Source organism: Streptomyces sp. NPDC006235 (assembly GCF_040613735.1).
Lineage (GTDB): Bacteria > Actinomycetota > Actinomycetes > Streptomycetales > Streptomycetaceae > Streptomyces.
The window spans coordinates 1-21,064 of the sequence record NZ_JBEXSR010000038.1 but is presented as its reverse complement, the minus strand read 5'-3'; the positions used below and the strand labels follow the sequence as shown (position 1 = coordinate 21,064).

The 21,064-nt window shown below is 72.1% G+C and carries 17 protein-coding genes and 2 pseudogenes; 10 read left to right on the top strand and 9 right to left on the bottom strand.

The window, feature by feature from the left end; genetic code table 11:
• The first annotated feature begins 28 nt into the window (after positions 1 to 28).
• On the top strand, positions 29 to 505 hold the full coding sequence (locus ABZ192_RS32880) for a serine/threonine-protein kinase (RefSeq protein WP_356928119.1): 477 nt from the start codon (positions 29 to 31) through the stop codon (positions 503 to 505).
• A gap of 43 nt (positions 506 to 548) precedes the next feature.
• Positions 549 to 863, top strand: coding sequence for a hypothetical protein (locus ABZ192_RS32875; RefSeq protein WP_356928118.1), 315 nt, complete (start codon positions 549 to 551; stop codon positions 861 to 863).
• 98 nt (positions 864 to 961) lie between these two features.
• On the opposite strand, the gene ABZ192_RS32870 is transcribed toward ABZ192_RS32875, so the two are convergent.
• Together ABZ192_RS32870 and aspA are read right to left on the bottom strand one after the other, a co-directional pair.
• Entirely contained in the window at positions 962 to 1,657 is a 696-nt protein-coding gene (locus ABZ192_RS32870; protein ID WP_356928117.1) for a helix-turn-helix domain-containing protein, read from the bottom strand.
• 43 nt (positions 1,658 to 1,700) lie between these two features.
• Positions 1,701 to 3,125, bottom strand: coding sequence for an aspartate ammonia-lyase (gene aspA / locus ABZ192_RS32865; RefSeq protein ID WP_356928116.1), 1,425 nt, complete (start codon positions 3,123 to 3,125; stop codon positions 1,701 to 1,703).
• Between the two features lie 184 nt (positions 3,126 to 3,309).
• Between aspA and ABZ192_RS32860 the strand changes: the two genes are divergently transcribed.
• From ABZ192_RS32860 to ABZ192_RS32850, 3 genes are read left to right on the top strand one after another with little or no spacing between them, the layout of a single operon-like run.
• The gene (locus tag ABZ192_RS32860) at positions 3,310 to 4,572 is read left to right on the top strand and encodes a dicarboxylate/amino acid:cation symporter (RefSeq protein ID WP_356928115.1); all 1,263 of its coding nucleotides are present in this window, start codon (positions 3,310 to 3,312) and stop codon (positions 4,570 to 4,572) included.
• Positions 4,569 to 5,297 carry an amino acid racemase gene (locus ABZ192_RS32855; RefSeq protein ID WP_356928114.1) on the top strand — a complete coding sequence of 243 codons (729 nt, stop codon included), beginning with the start codon at positions 4,569 to 4,571 and terminating at the stop codon, positions 5,295 to 5,297. Before ABZ192_RS32860 ends, ABZ192_RS32855 begins: the two co-directional genes overlap by 4 nt.
• A gap of 19 nt (positions 5,298 to 5,316) precedes the next feature.
• Entirely contained in the window at positions 5,317 to 6,009 is a 693-nt protein-coding gene (locus ABZ192_RS32850; RefSeq protein ID WP_356928113.1) for a GntR family transcriptional regulator, read from the top strand.
• A gap of 15 nt (positions 6,010 to 6,024) precedes the next feature.
• On the opposite strand, the gene ABZ192_RS32845 is transcribed toward ABZ192_RS32850, so the two are convergent.
• Positions 6,025 to 6,207, bottom strand: a complete 183-nt coding sequence (locus ABZ192_RS32845) for a hypothetical protein (protein ID WP_356928184.1) — start codon at positions 6,205 to 6,207, stop codon at positions 6,025 to 6,027.
• 125 nt (positions 6,208 to 6,332) lie between these two features.
• On the opposite strand from ABZ192_RS32845, the gene ABZ192_RS32840 reads away from it, so the two are divergent.
• A complete protein-coding gene (locus ABZ192_RS32840) occupies positions 6,333 to 6,521 on the top strand; it encodes a hypothetical protein (protein WP_356928112.1) in 189 nt (62 codons plus the stop codon).
• 36 nt (positions 6,522 to 6,557) lie between these two features.
• On the opposite strand, the gene ABZ192_RS32835 is transcribed toward ABZ192_RS32840, so the two are convergent.
• On the bottom strand, positions 6,558 to 9,626 hold the full coding sequence (locus ABZ192_RS32835; protein WP_356928183.1) for a family 78 glycoside hydrolase catalytic domain: 3,069 nt from the start codon (positions 9,624 to 9,626) through the stop codon (positions 6,558 to 6,560).
• Positions 9,627 to 9,742: 116 nt separating this feature from the next.
• Positions 9,743 to 9,976 (bottom strand): annotated as a pseudogene (locus ABZ192_RS32830) (alpha-L-rhamnosidase C-terminal domain-containing protein); the annotation flags it as partial.
• A gap of 339 nt (positions 9,977 to 10,315) precedes the next feature.
• Here ABZ192_RS32830 and ABZ192_RS32825 point away from each other — a divergent pair.
• Positions 10,316 to 10,480: pseudogene (locus tag ABZ192_RS32825) on the top strand (LacI family transcriptional regulator); the annotation flags it as partial.
• A 227-nt stretch (positions 10,481 to 10,707) separates the two neighbouring features.
• Here the strand turns inward: ABZ192_RS32825 and ABZ192_RS32820 are convergent.
• Complete coding sequence (locus tag ABZ192_RS32820; RefSeq protein WP_356928111.1) at positions 10,708 to 11,367, bottom strand: TetR family transcriptional regulator; 660 nt, start codon at positions 11,365 to 11,367, stop codon at positions 10,708 to 10,710.
• Positions 11,368 to 11,654: 287 nt separating this feature from the next.
• Between ABZ192_RS32820 and ABZ192_RS32815 the strand changes: the two genes are divergently transcribed.
• The 3 genes from ABZ192_RS32815 to ABZ192_RS32805 all read left to right on the top strand — a co-directional run bounded on the left by ABZ192_RS32815 (position 11,655) and on the right by ABZ192_RS32805 (position 16,133).
• Positions 11,655 to 12,977 (top strand): UDP-glucose/GDP-mannose dehydrogenase family protein, encoded by a 1,323-nt coding sequence (locus ABZ192_RS32815; RefSeq protein WP_356928110.1) that lies wholly within the window; start codon positions 11,655 to 11,657, stop codon positions 12,975 to 12,977.
• A gap of 80 nt (positions 12,978 to 13,057) precedes the next feature.
• Positions 13,058 to 14,266, top strand: a complete 1,209-nt coding sequence (locus tag ABZ192_RS32810) for a glycosyltransferase (RefSeq protein ID WP_356928109.1) — start codon at positions 13,058 to 13,060, stop codon at positions 14,264 to 14,266.
• 250 nt (positions 14,267 to 14,516) lie between these two features.
• Positions 14,517 to 16,133, top strand: coding sequence for an MDR family MFS transporter (locus ABZ192_RS32805; RefSeq protein WP_356928108.1), 1,617 nt, complete (start codon positions 14,517 to 14,519; stop codon positions 16,131 to 16,133).
• On the opposite strand, the gene ABZ192_RS32800 is transcribed toward ABZ192_RS32805, so the two are convergent.
• The 3 genes from ABZ192_RS32800 to ABZ192_RS32790 form a co-directional block, all read right to left on the bottom strand.
• A complete protein-coding gene (locus tag ABZ192_RS32800) occupies positions 16,114 to 16,971 on the bottom strand; it encodes an alpha/beta hydrolase (RefSeq protein ID WP_356928107.1) in 858 nt (285 codons plus the stop codon). The genes ABZ192_RS32805 and ABZ192_RS32800 overlap by 20 nt on opposite strands.
• Before the next feature lie 96 nt (positions 16,972 to 17,067).
• On the bottom strand, positions 17,068 to 18,522 hold the full coding sequence (locus ABZ192_RS32795) for a polysaccharide deacetylase family protein (protein ID WP_356928106.1): 1,455 nt from the start codon (positions 18,520 to 18,522) through the stop codon (positions 17,068 to 17,070).
• Positions 18,523 to 18,649: 127 nt separating this feature from the next.
• Positions 18,650 to 21,064, bottom strand: a 2,415-nt coding sequence (locus ABZ192_RS32790) for a WD40 repeat domain-containing protein (protein ID WP_356928105.1), incomplete at its 5' end; no start/stop codon positions are given.

Genomic DNA, 21,064 nt, shown 5'->3' with positions numbered 1-21,064 from the left:
GGACTCCCGGCGCCGGTACGTTGGCACGGTGCGGCGGATCGGGGAGTTCACCGTGGAACGGCGCCTCGGTACCGGCGGGATGGGGGTGGTGTACCTCGCGCGCAGTGCCGCCGGGCGGCGCGTGGCGCTGAAGGTGATCCGGCCCGAGTACGCGGACGAGCCGCACTTCCGGGCCCGGTTCCGGCGCGGGGTGGCGGCGGCACGCAAGGTGAGCGGGGCGTTCACGGCGTCCGTCCTGGACGCCGACCCGGACGGCGATCCGCCGTGGCTGGCGACGCAGTACGTCGTCGGCGACTCCCTGGACGACCGGGTGCGGTCCGGTGGTCCGCTGCCCGTGGCCGACGTCGTCCGGCTGGCCGGACAGCTCGCGGAGGCACTGCGCGACATCCACCGGCAGGGCATCGTGCACCGGGATCTGAAGCCCGCGACGTCCTGCTCGCCGAGGACGGCGTACGGGTCATCGACTTCGGCATCGCCCGTTCCCTGGCGCAGAGCCGGGCGCTGACCCGCAGCGGCGCGCTGGTGGGCGCCCCGGCCTTCATGGCGCCGTGTTCCCGCACAGCGACCTGGAGGACGGCAGGGCCGTCATGATGCACGACGCCCTGCTCACCGCGGTGCGGGCGGTCCGGGTGACTCCCGCGGTGCCGGATCCGACGGTCACCGACGTGCACCGGACGCTGGCCCGGCTGCGGCAGGAGGGTCCGCTGCCGGGCGCGAGCGGCTGGATCGCCCTCGGCAACGACGGCGCCGCCCAGGACAAGGCGATCCCCGTCCTGCGGGTCATGCCGGACGGCCGCACCACGGCCACCACGGTCACGTCGGCCGACGGCACCCCGCAGGCCGGGCCGGCCGGGAAGGGGTAGCGGTCAGTCGAGTGCGACGCCAGGGCCCGTCCTGCCGCTCATGGGGCCGCCGCTCAGGAGGCGGGCTCCGCCACGCGGTAGGCGGACCGGCCCGGTCGTCAGCTCTTGTCCGGCGCGGGCGCGGTGGGGCCGTCCGGGCCGGCGCGGAGCATCGCCTTGTAGAGGGCGTCGTGCTCGGGTGGGTCGGGCAGGGGGCCGCGGGCGGGGGCCTCCAACGACTGGATCATCAGGGCGACCACACGCCGCCAGGCATCCGGGGCGGCGTCGCTCGTGGCGTTGACGACACCCGCGTTGGCCATGTGGATCAGCACCAGGTCCGAGGGGTCGGAGTCCTCGCGAAGCCGGCCGGCGGCCTTGGCACGGTCGATGAGGCGCAGCATGGCCTCGTACGCCTCGTCGCGGCGCTGCTCCAGGGCCTTGGCGGTGGGGAAGGTCGTGGTCAGGACGTCGGCGAAGCCGTAGTCGGCGGCCTGCATCGCACAGGCCGCCTCGACGTAACCGACGAAACCGTTCCAGGGGTCGGGGTCGTCCAGGGCGGCCGCGACCGCGTCGGCGTAAGCGTCCATGCGGTCGGAGAAGACGGCGTCGACCAGCGCCTCCTTCGTCGGAAAACGGCGGAACATGGTGGCGATCCCCACGCCCGCCTCACGGGCCACCGACGCCATGGAGGCGCTCAGTCCGTCCCGCGCGAACACCGAGCGCGCGGCGGCGATGATCCGCTCCCGGTTGCGCTCGGCGTCCTTGCGCAGCGGCTGGGCGGCGGAACCGTCGGACTGCTGGGCGCCAGGACTCATACCGGCCACTCTAGCGATCGGGTCATCCCGTCCCGTTCCTCCCTCAGAGCATGGTCAGAACCTCCGGCAGCGGTGTCCGGCCGGTCAGGTTCTCCGGGCGCAGGATCGTGTCCAGCTGCTCCGTCGTGAGCAGACCCGCCTCCGTGGCCAGCTCCTTGATGCCGCGTCCCGTGGCGAGGGCCTGGCGGGCCAGGGCGGTGGAGGCGGCGTAGCCGATGTGCGGGGCGAGCGCGGTCACCAGGCCGATGGAGCGGTGGACCGTGGCGTGGAGGTGTTCGCGGTTGGCGGTGATGCCGGGGACGCAGCGGGTGGCGAGCGTGTCGCAGGCGGCGCGCAGGTGGGTCAGGGAGCGCAGCAGGCTGTAGGCGATGACGGGTTCGAAGGCGTTGAGCTGGAGCTGCCCGGCTTCGGCGGCCATGGTGACGGTGAGGTCGTTGCCGATGACCTCGAACGCGACCTGGTTGACGACTTCGGGGATCACCGGGTTGACCTTGCCGGGCATGATGGACGAACCGGCTTGCACGGGCGGCAGGTTGATCTCGCCGAGGCCGGCGGTGGGACCGGAGGACATCAGGCGCAGGTCGTTGCACGTCTTGGAGAGTTTCACCGCGACGCGCTTGAGGACGCCGGAGAGCTGGACGAACGCGCCGCAGTCCTGGGTGGCCTCGATGAAGTCGCCCGCGGGCCGGACGAGTTCGCCGCTGATGTCGGCGAGGTGGCGGCAGGCGAGTTCGGCGTAGCGGGGATGGCCGTTGATGCCGGTGCCGATCGCGGTGCCGCCGAGGTTGGACTCAAGCAGGAGGGCGGCGGCCTCGTTCAGGCGCTGGCGATCCTCCTCGATCATGACGGCGTAGGTGGTGAATTCCTGGCCGAGGGTCATGGGGACGGCGTCCTGGAGCTGGGTGCGGCCCATCTTCAGGACGTCGCCGAACTCCGTCGCCTTGGCGGTGAAGGCCGTGGCCAGCGCACCCAGGGAGGCGCCGAGCCGGCGCAGTGAGGCGACCAGGGCCAGACGTACGGCGGTGGGGTAGACGTCGTTGGTGCTCTGGCCGAGGTTGACGTGATCGAGCGGGTGGATCACGTCGTAGCGGCCGCGGGGGTGGCCGAGGATCTCCAGGGCCCGGTTGGCGATGACCTCGTTGGCGTTCATGTTCGTCGAGGTGCCGGCCCCGCCCTGCACGGGGTCGACGACGAACTGCTCGCGCAGCCGGCCGGAGCCGATCTCCTCGCAGGCCCGGATGATCGCCCGGGCGATGTCCGGCGGCAGCAGGCGCAGGTCGCGGTTGGCCCGGGCAGCCGCCTGCTTGACGGCGGCCAGTGAGGTGATCAGGTCGGGGAACTGCGCGATGGTCGACCCGGTGATCGCGAAGTTCTCCACCGCCCGCACCGTATGCACGCCGTAGTAGGCGTCGGCCGGCACCTCCTTGTCCCCCACCAGGTCGTGTTCCACGCGTGTGGTCGGCGTCATCCGATGCTCCTCGTCCTTGCGGGCCCCTTGACAGGTCACCGCTTCCGCCCTCAGTGTTACCGGCCAACACGCAGAACGCAATATATTGCATGGCAGGAGCATCATGAATCGCGTTCACCCTCACCCCACCAGCACGGACACTCCAGCGACCCGGCCCTCGGGTTTCTGGCGGCGCTGTCTGCGGATGCCGATCGGAGTCCAGTCGGTCATCGCCGTCGGCCTCGGCGCCCTGATCGGAACCCTCGCCCCGACGGCCGGCGAGCAGATGAAGATCCTCGGGGAGGTGTTCCTGAACCTGGTGCAGGTCGTGGTCCTGCCGCTGGTCTTCCCGCTCATCGTGCTGGGCATCGCCCGCATGGAGTCGGTCAAGAAGGTCGGCCGGATCGCCGGCAAGGCCATCCTCTACTTCGAGATCGTCACCACCGTCATCCTGCTGATCGCCGTGGGCCTGGCCAAGCTCACGGGCATCGGCAAGGGCGCTCCCGTGCACGGGGCCGACGCCAAGGACCTGGACGGCATGAGCCAGGGCATCGACTTCCACGAACTGCTCCTGCACGCCGTACCGAAGAACATCTTCGCCGCGTTCAGCGAGGGCAACCTGCTCGGCGCGATCGTCTTCGCCCTCCTCGTCGGCGTGGCCATGGCCGCGATCGGGGAGAAGTCCGAGCCCTTCGCCTCCGTCCTGGAGTCCGTCGCCGCGGTGATGTTCAAGGTCGTCGGCTACGTCATCCGCATCGCGCCGCTGGGCGTGCTCGGCTTCATCTCCTACGACGTCGCCCACTACGGCTTCGGCAACCTCCGCAGCCTGCTGGGGTTCATCGCCGTGGTCTACGCCGGCCTGGCCATCGTCGTCGGCGTGCTGTTCCCGCTCATCGCCGCGCTCTACCGCATCCGCTACGTCGAGCTGATGAAGTCGATCGCCGGGCTGGCCGGGATCGCCTTCGTCACCCGCAGCTCCGAGTCCGTCCTGGCACCGCTCATGGGCAAGCTCGAGGCGTTCGGCCTCAACCGCTCGACGACCTCGTTCGTCGTCCCCCTCGGCTACTCCTTCAACACCGACGGCTCCGTCCTCTACCAGGCCGCCGCCCTGGTCTTCCTCGCCAACGCCTACGGCGCCGACACGTCCCTGCCCGCCCTGCTCCTCATGGTCGGCGTGCTGGTGATCCTCTCCAAGGGCATGGCCGGGGTCGCCTCCGCGTCCATCGTCGTCCTCATCGCCGCCGGCAACTCCGTCGGGCTGCCCGCCGAGGGCATCGCCCTGCTCCTCGGCGTGGACTTCATCGTCGACATGGCCCGCACCGGCGTGAACGTCATCGGCAATTCGCTCGCCGCCGCCGTCGTCGACAGCTCCGAGAAGCGGCGTGAGGTGAAACGCGGCGGGCATGACACCTCCGCCGGGCCGGCCGAGGCCGACGCCCCGTCCTTCGAGAAGGAACCCGCCCAGTGACCACCCCCATTTCGGAGATCATCGGCATCCTGGGCGGCATGGGGCCGGCGGCCACCGCCGACTTCTACGCCAAGCTGGTGTCGATGACTCCGGGCAGCAGCGACCAGGACCACCTCCGTACGGTCATCTGGTCGGACCCCACGATCCCCGACCGCACCGACGCCCTGCTCGGCGACGGCCCCGATCCCACGCCCTGGCTCCTCGACGGCAGCCGCGTCCTGCGCGAGGCCGGCGCCACCGTCATCGCCATCCCCTGCAACACCGCGCACGCCTTCGTCCCGCGCATCGCCCACCATGTCGGCCTGCCCATCGTCCACATGATCGGCGAAGTGGCCCGGCACCTCACCACCGTGAGCCCGCGCATCCACACCGCCGGACTGCTCGCCACCACCGGCACCCTGCGCGCGGGCCTGTACCAGGAGTGGCTGGACCGCTTCGGGATCCGCCTCGTACTGCCCGACGACGGCAGCCAGGACCGTGAGGTGATGGCCGGCATCCGTGCGGTGAAGGCCGGTGACCGGGACGGCGCGGCCGCTGCCCTGGACCGCGCCGCGCGGCGCCTGGTCGAACAGGGCGCCCAGGCGGTGATCGCGGGCTGCACCGAGATCCCCCTCGGCCTGCCCGCCGACGCCGTGGACGTCCCCCTCGTCGACCCGGCGCTGATCCTGGCCCAGGCACTCGTCCGCCGGGTCAGAAACGGAACCACAGCCGGAGAGGCTGCCTAGCCGATGTACTGTACGCAATATGTCACTGGACAGTCCTGTCTCCCGCCGCCTCCTCAGCGACGAGGTCTTCCACCGCCTGCGCGACTCCATCGTGCGCGGAGAACTCGCCCCCGGGGAAAAGGTCAAGGACGGTGAACTCGCCGAGCGCCTCGGTCTCAGCCGCACACCGGTGCGCGAGGCGCTCGCCCGGCTCGCGGACATCGGCCTGGTCGAGGCGAAGCCCGGCGTCTACACACGCATCACCACCCTCAACCGCCGCGACGTCGAGAAGACCCTGGCTGTGCTGCGCTCCCTGGACCAGCTCGCCGTCGAGACGGCCGTGCCCGCCATGACCGAACAGGATCTTCAGCGGATGCGCGAGGCCAACCGGGACTTCGAACGGGCCGTCGCGGCCAACGACACCGACGCCGCTCTGGCCGCCGACGACCGTTTCCACGCCGTCCCCATCGCGGCGGCGGACAACCCCGTCCTCAGCCGGATCGTCGAGCAGCTCCACCCGCAGATCCACCGCATCCTCTACCGGAAGTTCTCCGGCCTCCTCGGTGGCCGCAACACCATCGAGCACCACGACGAACTCATCACCGTCTGCGCCGGCGGCGACGCCCGCGCCGCGGCCGAACTCTCCGGCCGGCACTGGTCCGAGCTCGGCGGCCACATCAACCGGCTCTTCGACACCAACCAGTTCACGGAAGCCGGGGCAGGCTCCGCGTAGTGGCGGATGCCGTGTTCAGCCTCGCCAGGAACACGCCGCCGTGCCCTTGACCGGTACGGGGACACTGAGTACCGCACCGGAGGTCGCGTCCGGGTTCTTCACGCCGTACCGGGCAGTGGTGACGAGGAGGCCGTTGTCGTCGGGGTGCAGGCAGACCGACGTCGGGTGCGGGGCCGGCACGGCCAAGGTGTGGAGCAGGCGGCCGTCGGCGTGGTACCGGCGGACCGCGCCGGCGCCCCACAGACAGCAACTCCCCGTCGACGGTCATTCCGTCGGGGCTTCCTTCGCCCTCGCGCAGGCGGGCGAAGGTATCCGGGCCGCCGATGAGGCCGCCCGAGACGGGATCGACCCGGCAGCGGAAAATCGTGCCCTCGGCCGTGTCGGCGACGTGCTGCCTCGCGGCGGGTTTCCACGGCGTCGTCCTGACGTCCAACGCGGCACCCCACCACCCCATGTGGCACACCGACGGGGACTGGATGCGGCGGATGAACACCCGGATCACTTCCCCGTGAGGTGACCCCGCCGTGCTGCCCGCCCGGCGGGCCCGGTCAGCGCAGCGCGGCGGACAGCCGGTACCGCCCCGACGGCAGGCGGTACGAGCAGACCCCGTCCGCGGCGGAGAGAAAACGCACCCCGTGCACCCGGGCCAGCGGCGTGCGTCCCTCGCGGACGGTGTCGGCGGAGGTCGCCGGAAGACGCAGGGTGGCCTCGCTGTTGGCGGGCACGACGGCGTCGTACACCAGGGTCCGGCCCGCCTCGACGACTTCCCAGGCACTCCTGATCTCGCCGTACGGCGACTCGTACGAGCCCGACACCCGCGTGATCCTTCCCGTGGGATCGAGGTGCGGCCGGAGCAGGAAGTGCCGGAATCCCGGGCTGTCCGGGTCGGGGGTGATGCCGGCCATGTGCGTGTACATCCACTCCATGATCGCGCCGTAGGCGTAGTGGTTGAAGGAGTTCATGCTGACCGGGCCGAAGCCGGCGTCGTCGGAGTAGGAGTTCCAGCGCTCCCAGACCGTGGTGGCGCCGTTGCGCACCGAGTACAGCCAGGACGGCAGGGCGTCCTGGTGCAGCAGTGCGTACGCCAGGTCGGCGCGGCCCTCGTCGGTGAGGACGGGGGCGAGGACGTTGACCCCGAGGAAACCGACGGACAGGGTGTTCTCGGCGTACCGGACCCGGCTGCTGTCCGGGTTCGCCGCCTTGTAGGCCGCGTCGTTGCCGATGTTGTCGGCCAAGTGCCCGAGCAAGGCCCGGCGTTGTGCCTGTGTCTCGTAGAAGCCGAGCTTGAGGACCCACAGCAGTGCTGTCTGGCTGTTGTCCTCCGTCTTCTGGTCGGGGTCGGCGCCCGGCTCGATCGGGGAGGCGTCGCCCAGGCTGGACTTCACCGTGACCCGGCCGTCCGAGGTGTCCAGGTACGTACTGATGAAGGCCTGCCTGATCCGCCCGAAGAGGCGCTGGTACTCCTCCGCCTCCGCAGTCCGGCCGATCGCCCGGGCCATCTGGGCCATCAGCCGCGCGGAGTAGCCGTAGTAGACGTCGCTCATGAGCTGGGCGCTGGTCTTCTGCGGTGCCAGCCAGTCGCCGGTGAGGGAGCCCTGCCCTGTGTGGGCGTCGCCGGTCTCCTCGTGGATCCAGTCCAGGTAGCGGGTCATCGCGGGCCAGTTGTCCTCGACGATGCTCGCGTCGCCGGTCATCTGCCAGACGGTCCACGGGAGGATCACCCCGCAGTCCGCCCAGCCGCTGCCGCCGCCGGGGAAGTTGTACCGGCCGCCGGGGGCCACGCCGGTGAACTGCGCTCCGTCCGTGCCGTAGACGGCCTGGGAGTCGACGACGGTGGTCTGGAAGTGGCCGAGGAAGGCACCCGCGTCGGCGTTGAACAGCCCGGTCGTGGCGAAGACCTGGGTGTCGCCGGTCCAGCCGAGGCGTTCGTCGCGCTGCGGGCAGTCGGTCGGCACCCAGAGGTAGTTGCCGCGCTGGCCCCAGCGGATGTTGCTCATCAACCGGTTGATGTCGGGGTCGTCGGTGGTGAGGGTGCCGGTCTCGCGGATCGCGGACGTGGCGACCTTGCCGGTCAGACCGGTGATCGTGACGGTGTCGGCCGCGGTGACGGAGACGTAGCGGAAGCCGTAGAAGGTCAGGGCGTCCTGGTGCGTCTCGCCGTGCCGGTCGCCTTTGAGGATGTAGGTGCTGGTGGCCTTGGCGCTGCGGAGATTGGCCCGGTAGACGGAGCCCTCGGGGCCGTCCGCGCCGGCGCTTTCGTCGTTGAGCATCTCGCCGAACCTGAACTCGACCCGGGTGCCGGCCGGGCCGCGCAGGCCGTAGTGGGCGACGCCGACCATGTTCTGGCCGAGGTCGAAGATCGCCGTCTCGCCGCTGCCGATGGTGACGGCGGCGGAGGCCGCGCGCTCCGGGTCGGTCACCGTCCGGGCGGGATCCACGACGATGCGCCCCTTGCCGTTGGGACTGCCGTCCTGGCCGGTCACTCCCGTCGCGACGGTGATCGACCGCGGCCGCCGGTCCCCCCGCGGCATCAGGCGTGCCGTCTCGGCCGGGTAGGCGAGGAGCCGCGCCTCCGGGTACCTGTCGTCGAACGCGACGCGTTCCACGTCCGCCCACGCGCTGTCGTCGAATGCGGGCGCCGTCCAGCCGGGCAGTTCCCTGCGGGCGTCGTAGGTCTGGCCGTCGTAGATGTCGTCGGCCCGGTACGGGCCGGTGTCCGTGGCCTTCCAGCCGCCGTCCGGCTCGGTGACGACCGTCTGCGCCGTGCCGTCGGTGTAGCGGACGAGGAGCTTGGCCTTCACGGCCAGGGCGTTGCCGTCCTTCGAGTAGTACGTGCTGCCCTCGGAGACACGGCCGTTGTACCAGCCGTTGCCCAGGACGAAGGCGAGGGCGACGGTCCGCTGCCGCGTCACGAGGTCGGTGACGTCGTACGTCAGGTAGGTGACGCGCTTGTCGTAGTTGGTCCAGCCCGGGGGCAGCAGCTCGATCGTGGTGCCGCCGTCCTGCGGCACGGTGACGTGCTCCCCGTTGACGTGGGCGTCGTAGACGCCGAGGGCAGACACGTACAGCCGTGCCTCGCGCACCTGCCGCCGGCCATCGGCATCGAGGGGTGTCTCTTTGCGCAGCATGGGAGCGCCGGCCGAGCCGGGGGCCTTCCCCTGCATCCCGATCCACTGCGCGCCGTCCCATCCGGTCACGCCGTCGGTGCTCATCAGGCCGGTCTCGAAGGTGGCCGGGGCGGCGACCCCGACCGGACGGTCCTCGGTGTCCCAGACGGTGACGGTCCAGTGGTAACGCGTCGAGGAGCTGAGCGGCTCGCCGTCGTAGCGGACGGCCACGGAGTCGGCGGAGCGGACGCGTCCGCTGTCCCAGAGGTCCGCGCGGGCGGTGGAGAGCTTGTCCGGGGAGCTCGCCACGAGGATCCGGTACGCCCCTTGGCTCCGGCCGCGGGTCGCCGACCGCATGCGCCATCCGAAGCGCGGCCTGTTCGCGTCCATGCCGAGGGGGTTGGTGCGGTGTTCGACGGTCAGCCCCCACACCGCGGCGCCTTCCGGAGCGCGGGCCGGCTCCGCCGCCGCGCTCGTGCCGCCTCCAGCGGCCCCGGCCCCTACCGACATGACACCGGCCGTCGCGGCGAGGACGGTGCGACGACGCACCTCCGTGCTGCGCGCGCGGGGAGGATTCCCCTCGCCCGCCTCCCGGCCGGTTCCGGCCGCACTGTGCCCTTCATGCCTCACCTCTGATTCCTTTCGGTTGTCCGGTCATCGGCCGGGAGATCGCGGCTGGTGAACGTGTGCGTCCCCGAGCCGACGAGGTGCCGGGCACCGCCAGGCAGCCGCACCTCCGCCGTGGTGCTGGGCGGGAGCTCGGCATCGAGCCGGAAGGTGCCGTTCTCGCGGGACCACCGCGCGGACACCACGCCGTACGGCGTGCGGTAGCTGCCCTCGGCGCGGGTGAGCCCGCCGACCGGGCGAGGGTTGGCGGCGGTGGATGTCGACGGCGAGGCCGGTGACCCTCGCTCCCCTTCCGTGGCGCCTCAGCGGCGTGAGCCGCTGGTACGGGCAGCCCGGAGAGGGCGGGCACGGCCAGTCCGGCCACGGTGCCGACCACCTGTCTACGGCTCAGCGCTCCGCTGGGGACATCGGGCACAGTCGGCTCCCGCCTGTCTGAATCGATTCAGAATCGCTGTTTTGGGTAACGTTTCCCAAAGGCGTGTGGCCAGACCCTAGGGAGCGGCCGGAGTGACGTCAAGAGGCCCGGCGTACACTCGGCGGCACCCGTTTCCCCAAGGGGCAAACACGCCCAGGTGTCCACCACCGCTGCGCCCAAGGTGCCGCGCGCCACCTACGGCGCCAGCCCGGCGATGCGCGCCGAGGTGCGCCGGGCGATCGACGAGCTGGACTACCGGCCGCACGCGGGCGCCCGGGGCCTGCGCGGGCAGAACTGCACCATCGGCGTGATGCCGCCCGACAGCGGTCGCCGTGGCCGGACTGTCCGTCCCCGCGGCGTGACGCTCTCCCCCACTCTCGCGCCCCGCCGGACCCTGCGACTTTCGTTACCTTTTGAATCGGTTCATTTCCGGGCCTGGCAGACACATGCATCCGCAGCGAGCGATGTGGCCCCAGCACTGGCCGGCGGCTGGAGCGCCACACGACTGACCCGCTGCCCGACGGGCCGTCACCGTGCCGCCCCCTCGCGTTAGTCGCAACCGGCGGCGCGTTCCTCGTCCCCGGTCGGCACGTCGTCGCCTTCGGGTGCCGGACCCAGCAGGACCTCGATGCCCGCGCGCAGATAGCGCTCCAGTGTGGCGTCCGGCGCCGACGCCAGGGCAGGCGGGCGTATCTCCGTGCGCATCAGGCTGGTTCCGAGCATCCAGGCCGCCAGGAGTTCCGCCCTCAGGTCGGCGTCGGGGCCGTCGAGGCGGGCGGCCAGCCGGTGGGAGAACACGTCCGTGAAGTCGGCCCGCAGCCGTGCCACCGCCTCGTCCCGGCCGGAAGAGCGCAGCACGGACAGCACCGGGTGTGGGAAGTCTCCCTCGCTCGGCGGCCCCATGAGCAGCGCGCAGAACCAGTCGGGGATCGCCTCGACCGGTTCGTCCAGCAGCGGCTCGAATATCTTGCCCGTCCCCGAAACGTCGTTGAACAGCGCTTCTTTCGAGCCGAAGTAGCGATAGACGAGGGCGGCGTCCACACCCACGTCGCCCGCGATGTCGCGCACGCTCGTGCCCTCGTAGCCGTACTTGCCGAAGCGGAAGGCCGCCGCGGCCCGCAGCGCGGTGCGCGTCGCCGAAGCCGAACGTTTACGGGCGGGCCGGCGGGCCACCGCCTCGGCCGCCTCGCCGTTGTGTACTCCGGTCACGTACCGCACCTCCGTGGTCCACGGCCCTCTGGCCATCCGCCCATGGTCCAGTCTGCGGCGCCTGTCTCAAAGTCACCGACCGATGTCATCAATCGTTGACTTACGTTCTCGCCGCGTGCGATACCTGACTCAGGTCAACGATTGATGACTTGAGTCCTCGCTTGCCCGGGCCGCACGACGGAGTCGGCCCTTCCAGGTCCGCCCGTACGACGCGATCGAGCGCGCCCTCACGCGCCCTCGGACCGTCGCACGCGGGCACCCCCACCGACCGGAAAAGGTGATCCTCTGTGCCTGCTCGACGCGTCACCGTGATCGGCACCGGCTACGTCGGACTGACAACAGGCGCCTGCCTGGCCTCCCTCGGGCATTCCGTGGTGTGCGCGGACGCCGACCCGCTCAAGGTCGAGCGACTGCGCGAGGCCCGGGTGGACATCCTGGAGCCCGGTCTGCCCGAGACCGTCCGGGACGCCCTGGACGCGGCCCGGCTCGACTTCACCGGCGACACCGCCGCCGCCGTCGCCGAGGCCGCGGTCGTGCTCCTGTGCCTGCCCACGCCCATGGGGGCGGGCGGCGCCGCCGATCTCGCCGCCGTGGAGGCCGTCGCCGCACAGATCCGCGACGTCCTGCCGCCCGGCTGCGTCGTCGTCAACAAGTCGACCGTGCCGGTCGGAACGTGCGAGCGCGTCGCCGCGCTGCTCGGCCGGGACGACGTGGCCATGGTGAGCAACCCGGAGTTCCTGCGCGAGGGCCGCGCCGTCCAGGACTTCCTGCACCCCGACCGGATCGTCATCGGCGCCGCGGACCGGGACGCCGCCCGGCGCGTGGCCGACCTGTACGCCGGGCTGGACGCTCCGCTGGTACTCACCGACCCCGCCAGTGCCGAACTGACCAAGTACGCGGCGAACTTCTTCCTGGCGATGAAGCTGTCCTTCGCCAACAACCTGGCCACGGTCTGCGACCGCTTCGGCGCCGACATCAACGATGTCACCGAGGGCATCGGCCGGGACCCGCGCATCGGCTCCGCGTTCCTGCGGCCCGGGCCCGGCTGGGGCGGCTCCTGCCTGCCCAAGGACACCCACGCCCTGCTGACCGTGTGTGAGCTGGCCGGGGTCGACTTCCCCCTGCTGCGCGCCACCATCGAGACCAACGTCACCCATCAGCGGCAGCTCGTCGACCGGGTCGCCGCCGCCTGCGGACACGGCGCGGACGGTTCGCTCCAGGGGGTACGACTCGCCCTGTACGGCCTGACCTTCAAGGCCGGCACCTCCGACCTGCGCGACTCGCCCGCGCTCTGCGTCGCCCGGCTGTTGCGCGAGCGCGGCGCCGAACTCACGGCGTACGACCCGGCGTTGCGCGAGGAGCGGCCCGACCTCAGCGATCTCGTGGACCTCGTCGACGACCCGGTGCGGGCGGCGGAGGGAGCGGCTGCCTGCCTCGTCCTCACCGAGTGGCCCGAGCTGCGCGACCTCGACTGGGCGGCGATCGCCGCGCGGATGTCCGGCCGGGAGGTCCACGACTTCCGCAACCTGCTGGACGCGGACCGGCTCGCGCGGGCCGGGCTGAACTGGCAGGGCCTCGGGCGGGCGCAGGCACCGGCGCGGGTGGCGTGACGTCTTCCTCCCCGCCTCCGCGGACGAAGACAAGCGCGAGAAGACAAGTCCCAGAAGAAATCCGAGAGAAAGGCTCACCCATGCGGGTTTTGTGCACCACGCTCGGCAGTCCCTCCCACGGGCGCGCTCAGCTGCCCCTGCTGCGCGCCCTCGCCAGAGCCGGGCATCAGGTGCTGGTGGTCACCACCGAGGCCCTGGTCCCCGTCTTCCGTGACGACGACGTACAAGTGACCGCCGCTTTACCGGAGTTCGACCCGCTCGCCGCGATGGGCCCCTACCTCGCCGAGCTCGGCGACACCCCCGACCTGACCGAGCCGACCGACGCGCTGGCACGGCTGCTGATGCGCAACGTGGCCGGGCCGGGGATCAAGCCGCACCTGGACGTCCTGCTCCCTCTCGCCCGGGAGTTCGGGCCCGATGTGATCCTGCGGGACGGTATGGACATGGGCGCGGTGCTCACCGCCGAATTGCTCGGCGTGCCGCAGTTGCCGACGCCTTCCGGGTTCAGCAACGTCCTCGATCCCGCCGAGGTGCTGCCGCAGCTCAACGAGCGGCGGGAGGAGCTGGGACTGCCCGTACGGGACGACCCGCTGTCCCTCGTGCCGCACGGCCGCGTCGACTACGCGCCGCCCGCCTTCTCCTTCGCCCGGCACCTGCCCAGGACGTGGGCGTACCGGCAGACGGTGGACGTCGAGCACGGCACGGTGCTGCCGGAGTGGGCCGCCGCACTGCCCACGGACCGGCCGCTGGTGTACGCCGCGATCGGTACCGCCCTGCCGAAGATGCGGGCGCGCATGGAGGACGGGCAGACGCCTCTGCCCGTGAAGCTGCCGGACGCCCGCGAGAGCCTGGGCGCGATCGTGAGGGCGGCGGCCGAGCTGGACGACTGCACGGTGGTCGTGTCGACGTCCGGACTGGCGGTGGACACCGAGGGCCTGCCCGGGCACGTCCGCGTCGCCGAGCGGGTGCCGCAACCGCTGCTGCTGGAGGCGGTCGACCTGTTCATCACCCACGGCGGCTTCAACAGCATCCGTGAGGCCATGCGCACGGGCACGCCGCTGGCGGTCCTGCCGCACTTCGGGGACCAGCCCGCCAACGCGGAGCGCGTGGAGGAGCTGGGCCTGGGCCGGCGCATCGCGGACCGCAGCGCGGCCGGCATCGCCGAGGTGTGCCGCAAGCTCCTCGCCGATCCCGGGCCCCGGGCGCGGGCCCGCGCGGCCCAGCTGGCGATGCTGACACTGCCGGATGTCGAGCAGGCGGTCGACGACCTGGCCGGCCTCACAGGCTAGCCACGCCGGCAACGCCTGCGGGCCGCCCCGGCAATACCTGCCGGCCGCCCCGGTGACGCCTGCCGGCAGCCCCGGCGACGCCTGCCTGCCGCCCCGGCAGCTCCTGCCCGCCTCCCTGACGAGGCAGGCAGTCCGGCCGGGCTCCGCAAAGTCGGCCCGCCGCCTCTCCCCAGCCCCGGCGCGGGCCGCTCCGGAACCCCGGGGTGGTCCGCGCCCGCGCGCCCTACCCGCCCCACCCCGAGGACGACACGTGACCTTCTCCGACACCCATCAACAGGGCGCGGCCGGGGACATGCCCCCGCGGCTCAGTCACCGGCAGATCACCACCGTCATGTCCGGGCTGGTGCTCGGCATGTTCCTGGGGGCACTGGACCAGACGGTGGTCTCCTCCGCGCTGCGGACCATCGCCGACGATCTGCACGGGCTGACCGCCCAGGCGTGGGTGACCACGGCGTATCTCATCACCGCCACCATCGCGACGCCGCTCTACGGCAAGCTCTCCGACATCCACGGCCGCAGGCCCGTCTACCTCGCCGCGATCGCCTTGTTCACCGTCGGCTCGCTGCTGTGCGGAGGTGCCACGTCGATCTACGAACTCGCGGCGTTCCGCGCCGTACAGGGTCTCGGCGGCGGCGGGTTGATGTCGCTGGCGATGACGATCGTCGCCGACATCACCACCCCGCGTGAAAGGGGCCGCTACCAGGGCTACTTCATGGCCGTGTTCGGCGGCGCCAGCATCGTCGGGCCGCTGGTGGGCGGGGCGTTCGCGGACCGGGCCGAGCTGCTCGGCACAGCGGGCTGGCGGTGGATCTTCCTGATCAACGTGCCGCTCGCCGCCGCGGCCGCGGTGGCGATCATGCGCGTGCTGCGCTTCCCGCACCGGCGGGTGCGGCACCGGCTCGACTACGCCGGGGCGCTCGCCCTGGCCGTGGGCCTGGTGCCGCTGCTGACGGTCGCCGAGCAGGGCCGCGTCTGGGGGTGGGACTCGCCCCGGGCCCTGCTGATGTACGCGATCGGCGGGGCAGGGCTCGCGGTGTTCATCGCGGTGGAGCGGCGGTCGGGCGACGCCGCGCTGCTGCCGCCGCGCCTGTTCCGCATCCGGACCTTCCGGCTGGGCGTCGGGCTGCACTTCGTCGTCGGCATCGGCATGTTCGGCGCGATGACGACGGTGCCGCTCTATCTCCAGCTCGTGCGCGGCATGAGCCCCATCGAGGCGGGCCTGGCCACCCTGCCCACGGTCGCCGCGAACCTTGCGGTGACGCTGCTGACGGGCCGGATGATCTCCCGGACCGGCCGGTTCAAGCTCCATCTCGTAGCCGGTATCGGCTCGTTCACCGCCGCGATGCTCGTGTTCGCCACGCTGCGCGTGGACAGCCCGCTGTGGCACCCGGCGCTCGGCATGGCCCTGATGGGCGCGGGACTCGGCGCGTCGATGCAGACGCTGACCACGCTGGCGCAGAGCGAGGTGCCCCGTACGGACATGGGCGCGGCGACGGCGTCCGTCAACTTCTTCCGCTCCAACGGCGGCACGGTCGGCACCGCGGCGTTCCTGTCGATCCTGTTCACCACGGCGGCCGGCAGCATCGCCGAGCGACTGGCCGAGGCCCGCAGCGACCCGGCCTACCGGCATCTTCTGAGCCGACCCGACACCGCGCACGCCCTGTCGGGCGTCCTCCGGCCCGGCGGCGGCGTCGATCTGGAGGACTCCGCCTTCCTGCGCACCCTCGACCCGGGCACGGCACTGCCGTTCCTGGAGGGCTACGTCACCTCGATGCGCCTGGTCTTCCTCGTGGGCGCCGCGGTGTCCCTGGCGGCCTTCGCGCTGGCGGCCTGGCGGGTCCCCGACCTCACGCTCTCCGACGAGTAGCGTCCACCGGAGTGCCGCCCCCGGTGCCCGCGGTGGCCCCGCTGCCCCCAGTGGTTGCCGCCGGGGAACGCCGTAGGGGAAGCATCGTCTGGATCGGCTCCTGGGTGAGGAAGTCGAGAATGATGCGGTTGACCTCGCTGGGCTTCTCCATGAGCAGCGCGTGCGACGTTCCCGGCACGACGGCCAGTTGGGAGCCGGGGATCGCGCGATACAGGGCGATCGTGTGTTCGAGGGTCATCAGGTCGTCGTCCCCGACCAGGACGAGCGTGGGCGCCGTGATACGAGCCAGGTCCTCGGTGCGGATGTTCGGTTCGGTGCGGAACATGGCGGCCAGCTTGCCCACCACGACCGGCCAGTGGGCGGCACCGTCGGGCGACACGGCTTCGTACGCCTCGCGGAACATGGTCAGGTCGGGTGCGTCGGGCGCAATCTGGTCGAGCGTCTCCGGTGCCGCACCACTCTCCGGGCCCGGCAGGAAGTTGGCCCCGATGGCTACGACCTTCCGGACCAGGTCGGGGCGGGCGATGGCGACGAGCAGGGCGATGACCCCGCCGTCGCTCCACCCGACGAGATGGGCGGGACCGCCGACGACCCTTTCGATGAACGCGACGGTGTCGTCGGCCATGTCCTGGTAGGAGAGCGGCCCGTCGACATCGGGCGTGTGCCCGTGCCCACGGCGCTCGGGAAGCAGCACACGGAAGTTCGCCGCGAGATCGGGCCGCTGCGCCTGCCACGTCTCGTTCGTGCAGAGGCCGCCGTGGAGAAGGAGCAACGGGTCACCGGCGCCGTCGGTCTCGTACCACGTCCTGACGCCGGGGAGCTCCACATAGTCACCCATCGCCCCTGGCCCTTCCGGGATGCCGCCGTTTGCTTTCAGTCTCCGCCGCGGTCTGGACGACCCGCAATGCGAGGCCGTCAGGGCCGTACTGGCGGTTCAGAGGGTGGCGCGCAGATGGCTGACGGTCACGAAGTGGTAGCCGCGGGCGGTCAGGGTGCGCAGGATCTGCGGGACCGCGGCGACCGACGTGGGGTGGATGTCGTGCATCAGGACGACGTCGTTGCGCCGCACCTTGTCGATGACGGTCCGCGCGACCTTGTCGGCGTCGCGGTACTTCCAGTCCTCGGTGTCCACGTCCCACAGCACCGGGGAGAGACGGGTGGCGGCCCGGACGCGGCGGTCGACGGCACCGTAGGGCGGGCGGAAGAGGGTGGGGGCCCTGCCGGTGGCGGCCTCGATGGCGGCGCTGGTGCGGTTGAGCTGGGAGACGACCTGCCCGCGGGCGAGCTTGGTGAGGTCGGGGTGGTTCCAGGAGTGGTTGCCGATCTCATTCCCGGCGCGGGCGGCGGCGCGGACCAGGCCCGGGTGGGCGGCGACGTTCTGGCCGACGGTGAAGAAGGTGGCGCGCGCCTTGTACCGCGCCAGGTAGGTCACCAGGGTCGCGGTCTCCGGCGCTGCCGGTCCGTCGTCGAAGGTCAGCGCGACGCACCGGACCTTCTTGCAGTCGGTGTCGTCGTCTCCGGGAGCGGTGTGGGTGGGGACGGCCTGCGGGGGGACGTGCGTCGCGCCCAGGTCGAGCGAGCCGCTGGGCGTCACCGTCTGCTCCTGGGCGCGCTTCCCGAACGCGGACAGCCAGGTGGTGACCGTCTCCTTGGGGAGAGTCACCGTGACGGCACCGGCTGGCGGTACGGCCACGTCGCCGCGGTCGAAGGCCACCCGCAGTGCGCCGTCGGCGGTGAACGCCATGTCGTCCAGGGCGCCGGCGCGGGAGGCCGGGTCGGAGAACGTGTCGTCCAGGGAGGCGGCGTCCACGCCTTCGCGTCCCTTGAGCCGGTCCTTCAAGGCGCCGAGGAAGGCGTCGCGGGAGCCGTCGGCGACGAGTCCGAGGGCCGTTCGGTACGCGCCGGCCTTGCCGTCGTACCAGTACGTCGTCGCCGACTGCCCGGACCCGGCGCTGCCGGGGTCCTGGGTGCTGAGCCGGACGCCGAGGACGTCGCCGGAGGCGACCAGGAACTGGTGACTGATGTTGAGCTCGCCGCTCTCCGCGTCGCCCGTGCCGTCCTGGCAGATCGCCGAGTCCGAGCGGAAGGCGGCCAGGCGCCGCTCCACGTGCGTCTTCATCGCCGCCGTCATCGCGTCGGCGCCGGGCACGTCGGGATAGCTCGTCGCGAAGGGGCAGGACTTGTCCTCGCTGCTGTCGTTGACGATCTCCAGGCCCTTGATCTTCGACGGGTCGACGCCGCGGACGGGTGAGGGACCGGGGGCGGGGCCGGGCTGCGCGGAGGCAGCGCCCGCGGACCCGGACGGTCCGCCCGGTCCGGACGAGCAGGCCGCCGTGAAGGAGAGGGTGCCGAGCAGCAGAAGGGAGGGGACCAAGGGGTAAATGCGCATGAGTGTGACCAGAACCTGACTGAGGGGATTCGCGGGCACCGCCGACGGGACGCCGCGGTCGTTCTGGTCATGGAGCGTGCAGGTCAGAGGCGTTTTTCAGCGACCCGGAAGGGCCTGTGAAAAAAAATCAAGCCCCACAGACGGGCTCGTACGGCGCGTCAGGGACGTAGGTGTGCCACTGCGCCTCGGTCAGTCCGCCACCGGTACGGGCGCAGATGCTCCGGACGGCCTGGTCCGGGGCGACGGGGAAACGCTGGAGCGGCACGTACGGGCCGCTCGCGTACACGGTGCCGCCGTCCTCGGCGAAGGCGAGGGACCGGATCTCGTCGCCGGGCGTGGGCAGGTCCGACCCGAGGAGCTGCCGGCCCTCGGTGTCCCACAACCGCAGGGTCCCGTTCGCGCCGCCCACGGCCAGCGTCCTTCCGTCGGAGGAGAAGGCGAGCGCGTCCACCGCCTCCGGCTCGCCCTCGGAGACCGTGTCGGAGGTGCCGGTCAGGGCGCCCGCGCGGTGCCGGAGGCCGTCGTCCCACAGCGTGACGTGCCCGGTGGTGTCACCGACGGCGAGCCGGGAGCCGTCGGGGCTGAAGGCCAGCGCGGTGACCTCACGGCCGTCGGCGAGCGCCCGCCCGGTGACCTTCCCGGACACCGGATCGGCGTACTGGTCGTCGGAACCCACGAGCAGACTTCCGTCCGGCCGTACCGCCAGCGCCGCGCCGGACGGACCGGGCATGGCCCGCGACCGCCGATGGGTCCGGGTGTCCCAGACCTCCGTCGCGGAGCTGCCGGCAGCGTCGCGGACGGCCAGCAGCGTGCGGCCGCCGGGCCCCAGGGCGAGGGCGGTGGCCGGGCGGTCCGCCGCGCCGGAGGTGTCGAGGACCGCACGCACCCGGTGCCCGGCCACGTCCCACACCGTGAAGCGCAGCCGCAGCGAACCGTGCGACGACACTGTGTCGGCGACCGCCAGCGCACGGCCGTCCGGGCTGAACGCCAGCAGCGGGGTTTCCTCGTCGGACAGGTTCGACAGCGGGCCGAGCGCGGCCTGGGCGCGGACGGTGCCGGTGCGCGTGGAACGCAGCTCGAAGCGGTAGCCGCCGCCGGACCGGGTGACGGTGGCCAGGGCGGCGCCGTCCGGGCTGAGCAGGCTCCCGTCGGCCGGCGTGCTCTGCCACCGCGGGGCGAGGCGGTCGGTCAGGTCGAGGGTGTGGACCGTGGCTCCGTCGAGGTAGCGCAGGAGGCGATGGCTGCCCGCGTCCCAGGTCAGGCCCCTCATGTCCGCACCGGACAGCGGCCGGTGGAAGACCTGGGTGCCGCCGGTGGCCAGCCGCCATACGGCGAGCTCGTGGTCGTCCGCCGTGGCCAGGAACTCCCCGTCGGGAGAGAGACCCGCCTGCGTGAAGCCGGCGTCACCGCCACTGGTGAAGTCGTCGAGTGTGCGGCCACTGGCGACGTCCCACACCACGGCCGTCGTCCCGTAGACGGCGGCCAGCCGCTTGCCGTCCTGGCTGAACCGCAGCAGGCGCGAGCCGCCGTCCGCGCCGGTGCCGGTCCCGCACAGGGTCTTGTCGGCCTTCTCCCAGTCCCCCGGCAGTCGCTTCCCGCCGGCTGCGTCCCACAGCTGGAGCGGCCCGTCGGCCGGGCAGAGGGCGAGCAGGCGTCCGCCGGGGCCGACGGCCCCCGAGGAGAGGGGGCGCGGAATGCCGGTGCTGAAAACAACCCTGCCGTCGTTCGCCCGGTGCAGCCGGACCGGGCCCGGCCCGTCCAGGGAACCGGTGAGGTACGCGCTCCCGTCGTCCGCGCTGCCCTGCAACGACACATCGCCCAGATCGGCTGCGGACCTGCCCCGGGGAAGATTCCACAGTTCCTCGTCCCCGTCCGGCCCCGTGACGTCGAGGAAGCGGGAGTCGGGACCGGCAGCGGCCACGTCCGTACCGCTCGGCAGGTGGTGGGTGGCGGTGACCTTGTGGTCGGCCACGTTCCGGACGGTCACCGTGCCGTCGTCGACGCTGAGCAGGGTCCGGCCGCCGTCGGTGAGGAAGCGCCGGACGTCTCTGCCGACCCGGGGGTCGGTGAAGGCGTCGCGTTCCGGTTGCGCCAGAGCACCGAGCAGCGCCGAGCGGGACTCGGTGAGCGGGGCCGTCTGCCACGCGGCGGCCCCGAGCAGGGCGGCCGTGCGCGGATCGGTGGACCGGAGGCTATCGGCCACGGTGGCCAGGCGGCGGGCGGTGGCCTTTGCGGCCTCTTCCTCACTCACCCGGTCACGCTGCCAGGCGACCAGGCCGGCGGCGAGCGCCAGCACGAGGACCACGGACAGCCCGACAGCGAGAAAACGCGTCCGCCGCGCGGCACGGCTCTCGCCCTCCCGCTCGGCGTCCCGGGCGGCGAGCGAAGCGGCGAGGAAAGCCCGTTCCAGGGGGGTGAGGTCGTCGTCGGGCTCGGCCGGTCGGACGTGGTCGTCGTCGCGCTCGGCCGGCCGGGCATGGTCGTCGTCGCGCTCGGCCGGCCGGGCATGGTCGTCGTCGCGCTCGGCCGGCCGGGCATGGTC

Coding starts and splice junctions, on each gene's coding strand:
- ABZ192_RS32870 (WP_356928117.1), bottom strand. CDS start 1,657: ATGAGTCCTGGCGCCCAGCAGTCCGACGGTTCCGCCGCCCAGCCGCTG.
- aspA (WP_356928116.1), bottom strand. CDS start 3,125: ATGACGCCGACCACACGCGTGGAACACGACCTGGTGGGGGACAAGGAG.
- ABZ192_RS32860 (WP_356928115.1), top strand. CDS start 3,310: ATGCCGATCGGAGTCCAGTCGGTCATCGCCGTCGGCCTCGGCGCCCTG.
- ABZ192_RS32850 (WP_356928113.1), top strand. CDS start 5,317: ATGTCACTGGACAGTCCTGTCTCCCGCCGCCTCCTCAGCGACGAGGTC.
- ABZ192_RS32840 (WP_356928112.1), top strand. CDS start 6,333: ATGAGGCCGCCCGAGACGGGATCGACCCGGCAGCGGAAAATCGTGCCC.
- ABZ192_RS32835 (WP_356928183.1), bottom strand. CDS start 9,626: ATGTCGGTAGGGGCCGGGGCCGCTGGAGGCGGCACGAGCGCGGCGGCG.
- ABZ192_RS32810 (WP_356928109.1), top strand. CDS start 13,058: ATGCGGGTTTTGTGCACCACGCTCGGCAGTCCCTCCCACGGGCGCGCT.
- ABZ192_RS32800 (WP_356928107.1), bottom strand. CDS start 16,971: ATGGGTGACTATGTGGAGCTCCCCGGCGTCAGGACGTGGTACGAGACC.
- ABZ192_RS32795 (WP_356928106.1), bottom strand. CDS start 18,522: ATGCGCATTTACCCCTTGGTCCCCTCCCTTCTGCTGCTCGGCACCCTC.